At 38.5% G+C, this 11,907-nt stretch carries 15 protein-coding genes; 6 read left to right on the top strand and 9 right to left on the bottom strand.

The genetic code is table 11. The features are described 5' to 3' along the window. The first annotated feature begins 127 nt into the window (after nt 1-127). Nucleotides 128-1,303 (top strand): MFS transporter, encoded by a 1,176-nt coding sequence (locus Sdiek1_RS06240; protein WP_087438393.1) that lies wholly within the window; start codon nt 128-130, stop codon nt 1,301-1,303. Here Sdiek1_RS06240 and Sdiek1_RS06235 read toward each other — a convergent pair. Together Sdiek1_RS06235 and def are read right to left on the bottom strand one after the other, a co-directional pair. Then, nucleotides 1,300-1,674: a YbgC/FadM family acyl-CoA thioesterase gene (locus Sdiek1_RS06235; RefSeq protein ID WP_087438392.1), complete on the bottom strand. Its 375-nt coding sequence runs from the start codon at nt 1,672-1,674 to the stop codon at nt 1,300-1,302. The two genes, Sdiek1_RS06240 and Sdiek1_RS06235, sit on opposite strands and share 4 nt — an antisense overlap. 25 nt (nt 1,675-1,699) lie before the next feature. Then, the gene (gene def / locus Sdiek1_RS06230) at nt 1,700-2,227 is read right to left on the bottom strand and encodes a peptide deformylase (RefSeq protein WP_087438391.1); all 528 of its coding nucleotides are present in this window, start codon (nt 2,225-2,227) and stop codon (nt 1,700-1,702) included. A 143-nt stretch (nt 2,228-2,370) separates the two neighbouring features. Here def and Sdiek1_RS06225 point away from each other — a divergent pair, with 143 nt between their 5' ends. The 5 genes from Sdiek1_RS06225 to Sdiek1_RS06205 all read left to right on the top strand — a co-directional run bounded on the left by Sdiek1_RS06225 (nt 2,371) and on the right by Sdiek1_RS06205 (nt 5,122). Next, a complete protein-coding gene (locus tag Sdiek1_RS06225) occupies nt 2,371-2,763 on the top strand; it encodes a thioredoxin fold domain-containing protein (RefSeq protein ID WP_087438390.1) in 393 nt (130 codons plus the stop codon). Nucleotides 2,764-2,826: 63 nt separating this feature from the next. Next, nucleotides 2,827-3,138: a DUF6172 family protein gene (locus tag Sdiek1_RS06220; RefSeq protein WP_087438389.1), complete on the top strand. Its 312-nt coding sequence runs from the start codon at nt 2,827-2,829 to the stop codon at nt 3,136-3,138. Nucleotides 3,139-3,292: 154 nt separating this feature from the next. Continuing rightward, nucleotides 3,293-3,535, top strand: coding sequence for a helix-turn-helix domain-containing protein (locus tag Sdiek1_RS06215; RefSeq protein ID WP_087438388.1), 243 nt, complete (start codon nt 3,293-3,295; stop codon nt 3,533-3,535). After that, on the top strand, nt 3,525-4,685 hold the full coding sequence (locus Sdiek1_RS06210; RefSeq protein WP_087438387.1) for a type II toxin-antitoxin system HipA family toxin: 1,161 nt from the start codon (nt 3,525-3,527) through the stop codon (nt 4,683-4,685). Before Sdiek1_RS06215 ends, Sdiek1_RS06210 begins: the two co-directional genes overlap by 11 nt. After that, on the top strand, nt 4,682-5,122 hold the full coding sequence (locus Sdiek1_RS06205) for a methyltransferase family protein (protein WP_087438386.1): 441 nt from the start codon (nt 4,682-4,684) through the stop codon (nt 5,120-5,122). Before Sdiek1_RS06210 ends, Sdiek1_RS06205 begins: the two co-directional genes overlap by 4 nt. 68 nt (nt 5,123-5,190) lie before the next feature. On the opposite strand, the gene Sdiek1_RS06200 is transcribed toward Sdiek1_RS06205, so the two are convergent. The 7 genes from Sdiek1_RS06200 to Sdiek1_RS06170 all read right to left on the bottom strand — a co-directional run bounded on the left by Sdiek1_RS06200 (nt 5,191) and on the right by Sdiek1_RS06170 (nt 11,894). Next, complete coding sequence (locus tag Sdiek1_RS06200; protein WP_087438385.1) at nt 5,191-6,039, bottom strand: Ig-like domain-containing protein; 849 nt, start codon at nt 6,037-6,039, stop codon at nt 5,191-5,193. A gap of 67 nt (nt 6,040-6,106) precedes the next feature. Next, entirely contained in the window at nt 6,107-7,870 is a 1,764-nt protein-coding gene (locus Sdiek1_RS06195) for a putative bifunctional diguanylate cyclase/phosphodiesterase (protein WP_087438384.1), read from the bottom strand. Then, a complete protein-coding gene (gene ercA, locus Sdiek1_RS06190) occupies nt 7,860-9,011 on the bottom strand; it encodes an alcohol dehydrogenase-like regulatory protein ErcA (protein ID WP_087439847.1) in 1,152 nt (383 codons plus the stop codon). Before ercA ends, Sdiek1_RS06195 begins: the two co-directional genes overlap by 11 nt. A 272-nt stretch (nt 9,012-9,283) precedes the next feature. Continuing rightward, entirely contained in the window at nt 9,284-10,741 is a 1,458-nt protein-coding gene (locus tag Sdiek1_RS06185) for a KAP family P-loop NTPase fold protein (RefSeq protein WP_087438383.1), read from the bottom strand. After that, nucleotides 10,738-10,917, bottom strand: coding sequence for a hypothetical protein (locus tag Sdiek1_RS06180; RefSeq protein ID WP_087438382.1), 180 nt, complete (start codon nt 10,915-10,917; stop codon nt 10,738-10,740). The genes Sdiek1_RS06185 and Sdiek1_RS06180 overlap by 4 nt, the downstream gene beginning before the upstream one ends. Before the next feature lie 249 nt (nt 10,918-11,166). Next, nucleotides 11,167-11,466 (bottom strand): nucleotidyltransferase family protein, encoded by a 300-nt coding sequence (locus Sdiek1_RS06175; RefSeq protein WP_087438381.1) that lies wholly within the window; start codon nt 11,464-11,466, stop codon nt 11,167-11,169. A 2-nt stretch (nt 11,467-11,468) separates the two neighbouring features. Beyond that, complete coding sequence (locus tag Sdiek1_RS06170) at nt 11,469-11,894, bottom strand: nucleotidyltransferase substrate binding protein (protein WP_087438380.1); 426 nt, start codon at nt 11,892-11,894, stop codon at nt 11,469-11,471. Between the last annotated feature and the right edge of the window lie 13 nt (nt 11,895-11,907).

The raw sequence follows: 11,907 nt of genomic DNA, 5'->3' as shown, positions 1-11,907 counted from the left end.
AGTTATGAAGCTGTTACACGATAAAGTAGCAGCTTCTCATTGAAGTTATACAGGAAATCCTTCTTGTTTAAAGTGTAGTATCTGCCGTTTTTTATATAAAATTCGCCATTAAATTTGGAACACTGTAATGGAAAACATCAATAAAAACATTATCGCGTTAGGTGTGAACAGTTTTTTTACTGATTTTGCAACAGAGATGATCCTTCCCCTCTTACCGCTTTTTTTGGAACGATTTTTACATACTACAAAATCTAATATTGGCATGATCGAAGGATTTGCAGAACTTGGCGTTGCTCTTTTGATTGCTATTTCAGGATTTTTATCCGACAAATTAGGGCACCGAAAAATGCTCACAATCGTAGGGTATGGATTTTCAAATCTTATTAAGCCTTTAGCCTATTTTGCAAGTAGTGCGCTTATGGTTGGTATTGTCCGTGTGGGGGATCGTTTTGGTAAAGGGGTCAGAAGCGCACCAAGAGATGCCTTAATTTCGGCATTTTCACCAGCGCAAAGAAGTGGTTTTATCTTTGGTTTTCATAAAATGATGGATAGTGCTGGTGCCATTGCAGGATCATTATCCGCATTCTTATTTTTGCATTTCTATGGAGAGAGTGAAACAACATTTAGACTTGTATTTGCACTTAGTTTTGTTCCTGGTATGTTGGCTCTGCTGATTTTGATTGTGTTTGTATCGGATGTCAGGACTCCGCCGATTCCTTTTCGCTCATTTAGACCTTTTTCGCTTTCAAAACAATTTTATACGCTAGTTATCTTTCAAGTAGCGTTTAGCCTTATCGCTATGAATTACTCGTTTATGGTCTTAAAATCAGGCGATAATGGACTTGCCCTCATGATGATTCCTTTGGCATATACGCTTTATAATTTCACACAGTCTCTCTTTGCAATTCCTATTGGAAAACTGGCGGATCGCTTAGGTAAACCCATGATGCTGAGTTTCATGTATGCCTCTTTTGGATTGTCTTCATGGTTTATGACATGGCAGAGCCCCATAGGTGCATGGATCGGATTTGGGTGTTATGGATTTTTTGCAGGCGGTTTTAATGCCTTAGCAAAAGCCATCATATCCGATACCACATCCAAAGAGCTTAAAGCTTCAGCATATGGTATTTATTATGGATGTGTGGGAACGGCAACCTTTATTTCTTTAACGATGGCTGGTTATATCTGGGATCATTACGATGCACAAACTCTTTTTCGCATCGTCACGCTTGGAGCTTTTGCCTTAGCATTTATTCTTTTTTATGCCAAAGGTATATTTAACACAAAGGAACAAAGACCTTAAAGTAAAAGGTCTCTAAAAAAGGCTTTTGTCTCATCATCAATTTTGCAGGGCTTCCCCTCTTTGACATACGCAAGTGTGGAAGTCATAGCAAAAAGTTTTACATCGTCTTTCCAGACTTCTTGCTTCAAAATCAATGAAGCGTTTTTAAGCTCAATCAGTTCATTTTTGACCTCAATAAGATCACCCAGTTTGGCGGATTTTAAAAAATCTGCTTCAAGATGACGTACCACAAAATGCCCACCATTCACGGCAGGACTTCTTCCATGTTCATAAAAAAGATCACTACGGGAACGCTCACAAAATTTAAGGTAATTGGCATGATAAACCACACCGCCTGCGTCGGTATCATCATAGTAAATGCGTGTTTTCAAAATCCTACTCCTTCTGTTTTATAGTTTACTGTGCAAGGATACGTTGATACTCTTTTTCCATCACAATGTCATAGGTTGATTCTACTCTATCAATAAAGACTTTACCGATGAGATGGTCATATTCATGCTGAAAGACACGGGCAACAAAGTCGCTATAGATGACATGGTGTTTGTTGCCATCTCTATCGGTGTAGGCAACCTCAATTTCGCTGTAACGGGGTACTTGTGCTCTGATTCCTGGAAGACTAAGACACCCTTCCCAATCTTTGAGCATCTTGGGGGAATGCGAGATAATCTTGGGATTGATCAGTGCAGTTGGCTCCATCTGTGGCGCAGAAGGGTAACGCTCACTAGGTTCAGAGGCAATAATCACAATCGCCAAAGAGCAATTCACTTGAGGAGCTGCAATACCCACCCCTTTTGAGTCTTTACATGTAACGATCATATCATCAATGAGCGTTTGAATCTGAGTGGAATGGACATCCTCCACTTTGGCAGCCATACTTCGGATAACAGGAGAGCCGAGTTGGTAAATTTCACGAATATTTGCCATGATTGCACAGTCCTTGGCATTAAAATTGCGTGTAATTTAACATATCCACACTTTAAATATACCTATATGCCTAGTTCAATATGCTTTTATCAAGCTTGTGTTAGAGTTTTGGTTAAATTATCTTTCATTACAAAGGTTAAAACATGTACACACTCCTAAGACTCTTTTTTGTCGCACTCATGAGTATGGCAACACTTCACGCTGCTTTTTTAGACGAAGAAAGTGCCAAAGCAGTTAAAGAGAAAAAGCTCATTCTTGTCAATATTGTCAGTGAAAATTGCCCTTACTGCAAGCAAATGACAAAAGAGGTTTTCAATAACCCTACCTACCGTAACAAGATTGATCAGAAGTATGTTTTGGTTGTCATTGATCAAATGGACCCAGCTTTACCCGATGATTTACATACCAAATACACTCCTGCCAATGCCATTCTCTCTCCAACTCGCCACACCATTCTTGAGGGGTATACAGGCTACATGGATCCTACTGCCTTTATGGCTATTCTTGATGAAGCCTACAAAACAGAATTTCAATAAATTCGCGATCAAAGGTGAAATGAAGTACAATGTCACACTTAAATAAAATCTAAAAGGCAAGCCTTGAAAAAGATATTTCACCTTCAAGAAGAAAATAAAAATAGTGACCGACTTGTGGATGCCATCAAACATGAAATTCGTAAATACATTAAACGTGAACGCACGAAAAAAACACCTGAGGGCTTTCATTTTTGGGAGTTTGAGTGTAAATTTGGTGAGACAAGCGAAAATGCAGAAGCCATTCACCAAGCCGATCTTAGCGAAGAAATCGACAAAGCTCACAGTGCTAAATGGAGCGAGTGTTATGTTGAGATCATCGCTAAACCTGCTAAAAAACCTGTCACTCCTGCTAAAGTCGTAGAAGAAAAAAAATAATCTTTACATGTAAAGCTTAGCATTTCACTTTTGGCTTTACATGTAAACTACTTTTCTTCAATTTTCCCATCACTCTTTTTTATTTTTGAACAATATATTTGATATTTATATATTAAAATTATAAAATGTCTAAAATATTAGTCAAGGAACTGTTATGGATTTAAAAGAGTTTGGAGCGCACATGGCACAACTTCGTAAAGAGAAAAAAGTGTCGCAAGAACAACTCTCTCATGATCTTAGCATCTCTCGTGCCACCATTAGCTCTCTTGAAAATGGAACAAGCTCCGATGTCGGCATCAAAAAAATACTCCACATCCTTGACTACTTAGGGTATGAACTTACATGTAAAGAAAAATCGCCCTTCCCAACTTTTGAGGAGCTAAGAGATGCCAGATAGTTTACATGTAAAAGTTTCTAACGAAAAAGTCGGCACTATCCTTCTCGAAAATAACGAATACATCTTTGACTACACAACCGACAATCAAGATGCCTTTGTATCGCTGAGTATGCCTGTGAGAGTCAAAAGTTATGCAAACCCAAAACTTCACCCCATTTTTGAGATGCACTTGCCCGAGGGGTATCTTCTTTCCATCATCAAAAAACATTTTTCAAAAATAACCAAAACCGATGACTTCGGACTTCTTCAGCTCATGGCGCATAGCATTAAAGGTAGGCTTACGTACGAAGCAGATAAGACACAAGAAGAATCAACCCTCAGTTTAGACACACTCTTGCACCCCAAGAGTGAAACGCTCTTTGATGAACTTGTAAGCCGTTTTGCACTGGACTCTCCTATCAGTGGTGTTCAACCCAAAGTTTTAGTCAAAGTGCGCGACAAAGTCACCTTGCCGCTGCAAGAGTACATCGTCAAGTCATGGGGTGACGAGTACCCACACTTAGCGCTTAACGAATTTTACTGCATGAAAGTCGTAAAATGTGCTGGCATTGAAGTGCCTGAGTTTTACCTATCCGATGACAACAAGCTCTTCATTATGAAACGCTTTGACATCAAAGATGATGGCAACTACCTAGGTTTTGAAGATATGTGTGTTCTTCAAGCACGCCAAGCCGATGAAAAATACGAAGGCTCCTATGAGCATATCGCCAAAAGCATCAAAACGTTTGTCTCACCAAAATACAAGAAAAAGGCATTAAGAGATTTTTTCAAGATGATGGTCATCAACACACTCGTGCAAAATGGCGATGCACACCTCAAAAACTTTGGTATGCTCTATGAAAACATTCACGATATTTGGCTTGCACCTGCATACGATGTCGTCTGTACGACACTCTACATTCAAAAAGACATCCCTGCTTTGCATCTTTTGGAAAGTAAGAAATGGTGGAGCAAAGCGTTTTTGCTCCGCTTTGGTAAAGAGAGTTGTGAGCTAAGTACCAGCGAAACTCGAGTGCTTTACGATGAATGTGTCGAAGCTTTACGCATCACTGCTCATGAAATGAAAGAGCGCATTGAGATAGAAAATGATTTACATGTAAAAGCATTTTTGAGCAGTTTAATGGAAGCTTTTGAAAGGGAGAATCAATGAGTTCAAAAGCATACTCTTACCTTTTAGTATCGTTACAATTCATCTTCATCGCAATCTTACTTGTAGAACATGGTTTGCATACACCAAGCAACTTTGCTTTACTCATCTTTCTCTTAGGCTGTGGCTTTGGACTCTATACGGTGAGACACAACCCCCTTGGCAACTTCAACATCACCCCCGAAATCAAAGAAAACGCCTCACTCATCACCACAGGAGCCTACCGCTACATCAGGCATCCTATGTATTTTTCAGTCCTTGTGATGATGCTTGGGGTTGTAGTGTCTAAGCCTACCATTCTCAGCTTTTTGATCTATACACTCTTAATCATAACGCTGTTTTTGAAAGCTAAAAAAGAGGAGATGTTGTGGATGGAGCATTCTAGCGAGTACACAACCTACATGCGCAAAACAAAAAGAATCATCCCTTTTATACTCTAACTTCCAAAATAAATCTTTACATGTAAAAGAGTGTTCAGTTTAAAAGTTAAAAGTTTAGCCCTGCACTCTTATTTTCCCATCTCCAGCATCTCTTCAACATTAAAATCACAACTCTCTTTTTTATAATCTCTTGGTAATGGAATAGAGTAACTTCCCCCACTTAAAGCCTCATTAAATTTTTTATAGGCTTTGATTCTCTCTTTAGTATTCATATAGGCATTGTTTAAAAATTTAAGACCTTCAACACTTGGCATTTCTATTTTTTCAACAACTTCTAGATATCCAGAGCATGAGCCTTCCTTCCATATTGCACCTTTGATCTCTTCTGCTTTAGCACTCGCAATAGGATTCTCTAAAGATTGAGTATACGATTTTGCACTTTGCATCATAAAGGCTTGGATAACGGGTTTTTTGTATCTGAAGTAAATTTGCCTCTCGACATCATCTCTCACGCCATTGTGATTGCTGTCTATTCCCAAGAGGGTTGCATTGTTTAACTTAGGATCAGGTTTTGGAGGGAGTCTATGTCCATTGATCTCTTGATAAACAGTAATGGTCAGTGTGTTGGAACTTTTACCATAATAGCGTGCTTGAATGGTTGTTTTTCCCTCTTTAAGGGCTTGAAGTGTGTTATGGGTGATGGAAGCAACGGTAGGATCTGACACAAGCCATTCTATAGTGGTAGTAATCGTTTGGGTGGAGTTATCACCAAAGAGCGCATTGAGCTCTAAGGCTGTTTGGCTCGAGGCTTTAAGTTCTAGTGCATTGGCACTTAAGGTTAAACGTTTAATCTCAATAACATTCGAAGATGAAGCCTCAGGCGAAAGGGCGACTATATGCTCTTGTGGAATGCCTTGGTCAGCATAAACATTCAAACCTAATACTATCACTAAAAAAGCTATGATCCATCGCAACATAGTTACCAACCCCCTATTAAGTACAAAAAAATACTATTGATTAAGCTATTTTTTTACATATAAAGCGTTATGCATCTAAAAAGAGGCGTTCTATCTCTTTCGCGGGCATTGGTTTTCCAAAAAGATACCCTTGGAACAACGTACAGCCATTCTCTTCTAAAAACTTGAACTGCTCTTGGTCTTCAACACCTTCAGCAATCACATCCAAGTCAAAGTTGCGCGCCATCTCTATAATGGTCTTAACGATCATCGCGTCATTGTTGTCATTGCCAATGTCACGAACAAAGGATTGGTCGATTTTGAGTTCATCCAACGGCAAGCGCTTCAAGTAGGAAAGCGAAGAGTACCCTGTGCCAAAATCATCCAATGAAAAGCCGATGCCAAGGGAACGCAGTGATTCTATCTTGACAATCGTTTCGCGTATATTTTCGACAATTAAACTCTCGGTTAATTCCAATTTCACCCGTCCCGTCTCCACACCACTCTTGGCAATAACCTCAGCAACCGTGTCGTAAAAAGAGGCTTCTTGGAACTGTTTAACACTCACATTAATAGATACATGTAAATGTCGTTCTGGATACATTTTCGTCCAAAGGCTGAGTTGTTCGCAAGCCTGATGTAACACCCAACTGCCAACAGGAATAATCAATCCAGTCTCTTCCGCGAGCGGAATAAACGCATTGGGCGGCACAAGCCCTTTTTGAGGATGATTCCATCTCACCAGTGCTTCAACACCAATGATTTCGCCCTCTAAGTTGACTTGGGGTTGGTAAAAAAGTGTCAACTCTTCTTGAGAGAGCGCAATTCTCAGTTCATGCTCCATCGTTGTTTTTTGCTCAATGTTCTCCTGCATCACAGGGTCATAAAAACAGATACGATTCCGCCCCAGTTTTTTAGCTTGATACATCGCAATATCCGCTTGCTTGAGCAATGTCTCTTTACTTTTTGGTTTAGAACTAAACAGTGCAATACCAATACTCGAAGAGCATGTATGCTCATACCCTAAAAGATTGTAAGGCTCGTTCAGGAGATATTTGATGCGTGTCGCGAACTTTTCAGCCTCCAAGGCCGCTTTGTCTTCTTCTAAATGAAGACCTTCTAGTAAAACGATAAAATCATCACCGCTCATACGCGCTAATGTATCACCATCGCGGAGAACACTTTGAAGCCTACTCGCCACCTGAATCAAAAGTTCATCTCCAATGTGATGACCTTTGGTGTCATTTAACGCTTTAAAATTATCAAGATCTATCATCAAAAGCGCCCCTACTCTGTGATGCCGTTGGTTTTTAGCCAGAGCCATTGCCATACGATCATGAAGCAGTTGGCGATTGGGAAGGTGGGTTAGAGAGTCATAAAAAGCTAAGGTATGAATCTTAGACTCTGCATGCTTGCGCTCAGAAATATCTTTGCCCAAAATGACATAATAATTTTGCGCACTAAAGTTGACATATTGGAGTACAAATTCCATGGGAACTGCGCCCGAAGAATTTGCAATGATCGTCTCAACGATGGAACAATGTTCACTCTCCTGAGACAAAGTATTCAAAGCATCCATAAAATGGGGAGGAAACCACTGCGCAAGCTCACTTCCCATTAAACTCTCTTTGGATGCTTCAAAAGTTGAACAGACAATGGCATTGCTATCGATAATGCGTAAACTCTGTGCATCGACTAAAAAGATTAACTCCCTAGCGCGATCCAAAAGACCATGAAAACGCTCGAGTTCCACGATTCTATCTTGAAGCTGAGGGTAGTAGCTTTTACGAACAGAGCTCTCTCCTAAGCCAATAATTTTAGTGCGTAAGTCGTCACTGTTTTCATAGGGCATGGATCAAAATCTCCTCAACATCATGTTGACTTGGCATAACAGGGTTGGTAACGATACACGCATCTTGCAGTGCCATCGAAGCAAGATGAGGAATAATCTCACGCGTAACACCCAACACGCCTAAACGCTGTGTCAATCCTAAAGAGAGTTTAAACTCATGGATGTCATACACTATCGCATCGCAATTAAGATTGCCTTTCATTCCCATATACGAGGCCATCGTCTGGTAGCGCTCTTTTGCATGGGAAAAATTATAAGCAACCGCATGCTCGAGTAAAATAGCATTGCATAAACCATGCGGTAAATCAAGCCAGCCACCAAGTGAATGTGCCATTGCATGAATCACCCCAAGAGAAGCATTGGAAAACGCGAGACCTGCAAGAAGACTTGCCATCATCACCGAAGCACGCGCTTGTATATCATTAGGATGTTCTACAACACGGGGCAAATTTTTACCTAACAGCGAAATCGCTTCCAAAGAGTACAAATCAGTAATCGCGGAGTTGGCATTGGACACATACGCCTCAACAGCATGGGTTAACGCATCAAGCCCTGTGTTGATGGTAAGCTCTTTATCCATGCTCATCGTTGTTTCAGGGTCAATCAAGGAGACATCTGGAACGATAGACTTACTAATAATCGCAATCTTCACATGCCGTTTAATATCGTTGATAATGGCAAACTGAGAAACATCCGCTGCCGTTCCTGCCGTCGTGGGAATGCAAATCAGTGGGGGCAAAGGGTAGAGAATTTTATCGACACCTTCATATGCTAAGACATCGCCCATATTGGCAACAACGATGCCAATGCCTTTGGCACAATCCATAGGACTACCACCACCGATAGTCACAATGCCATCGCATTTATGCTTGCGGTAAAGCTTTACGCCGGCTAAAACGTTGGTATCTCTTGGGTTAGGGACGACATCATCAAAGAGAATCGCGGAAATATTTTCTGCTTCCAATGCTTTTGTAACATCATCAACCCAACCCGCGCGAATGACGCCAGGATCGGTAACGATTAAAACCTTTTTTATACCTAAATTTTTGGCATATTTTCCCGCCATTTTTCGAGCATCGACACCAAAAACAAACTCGGGAGCAACGCATTTGCGTAAAGATAGTTCAATATGTTTAATCATTAGTTTGATTCTCCCATAAAGGTACATTGCATTTATGCTAACACAACCCAACTTAAAGAAAAGCTCTACGTAGCCTCTAAACAAATATGCCACAAAACCTTTTCTATCGTGGTTATTTATGACACTATTTTAGTTTTGTGTGTGAGGGAGAATGGCTTTACATGTAAAGGCATTTTTGAGCAGTTTGTGAATGTGTTTGAAAGGGATTTCAAAAGTTAAAAGTTTAGTCCTGAGCCCTTATTTTCCATTTTATTCCTTTTGTTTTGTGAAACTCATTTAGCCTTAGAGATAATATCAAATTGACCACAATGCAAAATTTTATCTTTATAGGTTTGAATAGAACTTTTTAATACCTCTGAACTAAGACGGCTTGTAATACCTTTTTCATTTTTAATTAAATTAAAAATGTTGTTTTCTATTGGATTTTCTGAACGATCATATATATTAAAAAATGTTTTTATTGCAATATTTTCTAGCTTGCTATACCGCTCAATTATCTTAGTCAATAATATATTTTTACGAGCTTCATTTCCTATAACATAGAGCTGATTGACCCCAATAGTTTTGTCCATATCTAAGGGGCAATCTACCGATGTTATCCAGTCGGGTTTAGCTAGTAACGCATCTTTATATTTTTCAAAATCACTATTAGATTTATGTTTTAGCATGATTAAAAACACCATATAAATTAAGTGGATTTTATGTTCAACATTCCATGTCAAACAAATGGTTGATAACATGGAAACCGTTTGCTCTATATCTCTGGGTACAAGTTTAAAAAAACGTGCCATTAGATCAAATGCAACGACATTTAGATTTTTTTCTTTATACTCATTTTCTTCAAAAGGAACAAAGAATTTATCGTGATTGAGCAAATTATAGTGGTCAAAAAGATAATACGCAAAGTCATAAACCTCAGGTGTTTTTAGTGTGTATTCTAAATCAAAAAATCTTTTCAAATATTTATCGGATGCAAAATTGACACCATAAACGGCATTGATGGAATGAGACAACTGTCTTGAATCCGTAGCAATGATAAAGTAAATTCCTTCAATATCGAAAAGATGTTTGATGTTCTCTAAAAGCTCGATAGCATAATTTGGTCTGCATCTGTCTAATTCATCAATAAGAATAAAAAGTGGAAGTTTTTTATTCTTATAATTTTCGATCTTTCTTAAAAGATTTTTCATATTCTCTTTAAAATCATTGATGCTATTTTTAGTTCTAAAATGTTCTTCAAGTGTTATCTTAGTCATATTGCTCACTAAAGATGAAACTTTATCTTCAGTTTTCTCTTTCTCAATTCCTTTATCTTCAGATAACATTTCATTAAGTTGGTCTACGCTGTATCCTGTAAAGCGTTTTGCAATAATTGAAAAAATAATTGGTAATGAAAACTCGGCAATCTTTTTTAAAATATTTTTTGCTTTCTGCTCTCTTTTATCTAAATATTCGTCTAATTGTCCATTTAACTCTGACATAAAAGCGAGCAAAGGCTCTTTCGTATAGTCATTTTTCCACGCGTCAAAATAGACAACAGGATGTCCATCAACCGCAAATTTATTGGCTAATTGTTGTAAAAAATATGTTTTTCCATATCCCCATTCAGCATTAATATTTAATGTAAATGGTTTTAGAGGAATCTGTTCATATCTTTTAAGAAGATAGTTTTTTAAAGAGTCTGCTTCTTCGCTTCGTTTTAATAAATCCTCAGGCAAATCAAATTTCATTTTTTACGACCATCAGGTTCTTTTGCAACACCCTTAAAAGGTTTACCTTGTTTCCCTTTCAGAATAAGACCTGTTATAGCATCTCTTTCAAGATAAGTGTTAGTTCTTTCATTATAGAACTGTGATCTATCCTTAATTGAGCCTATTCGATGATTTTTACCAGTATTCGTTGCCATCTTGAAGTCCTTTTGATGAAGTGAATGTTTGAAAGTATTTTAACATATCTAAAAAGGGTGTTTGTGCGTTAGAATTTTTACATATAAACCTTTACGGATACGAAACCAAAACCTTCTCTATCGCCTCTTTCAGCTCTGCACTCAGATTATCCATCTTATTGACCATCCATAATAGATAGTTTCGGTCATATTTTAAAACTTTCTCTGGCGTTTGGCCTACATATTTTTACCACAACTTAGAGCAAGCGTTTATTTTTGTAAGACCATTCCAACTCTATCAATATGCTCTTTGAGCGCATCATTGGCGATATTTTTATAAATCACCATATCAATTTTATAGGGCAAATAAAGTTCTTCTAGTTTAAGTTCAAGGTTTTGCAGTGTTTGGAGATTGAGAGCAGTACCTTTTAGTGCTAGGTCAATATCGGAGCCTTCTTTATAGTTTCCTTTAGCACGAGAGCCAAACACAACAACTTCTTTGATGTTAGGAAACTGCGAAAAAACCTGTTGCATTTTTTCAATGACATCATCACTCAGACCAAAAGACATCTCTAAAGGCTCTCTTCTTTTAAAAGTGTCGATAGCTTTTGCTCTAACTCTTCAAATCTAAAACTATAATTTCCCAACACTTCATTCACTATCTCTTCAACTGTTTTTTCATCATACGTGTGAGAGGTTAGATTTCTGCTTAGTATCATTCTCATCCAATCCTCTCCATGTGCGATTAAACCCATAAGAAAGGCTTGCCGTGTTGCATCTTTTGAGCCATAAATTTGCTCGGTTGAGCCTTTATAATCCAAAAAATCTTTCATCGTTTTCCATGCTAGTTCATGGGTGTACTCAAACGCTTGGATAATCCCTTGTTTTTCTAAGAGGGACAACTCTCTTTGAGCTGATAAATCCACGCCTGCTTTGAGCTGTTTAAGTGCTTTTTGGTAGTTAAAAAACCGTTGTTGCCACCTTATATCATTACTCATCATTAGACCTTTA

The organism is Sulfurospirillum diekertiae (assembly GCF_002162315.1).
In the GTDB taxonomy this organism is placed as follows: Bacteria; Campylobacterota; Campylobacteria; order Campylobacterales; family Sulfurospirillaceae; genus Sulfurospirillum.
The sequence above is the reverse complement of the archived record's forward strand: the minus strand, read 5'-3'. Positions and strand labels throughout refer to the sequence as shown.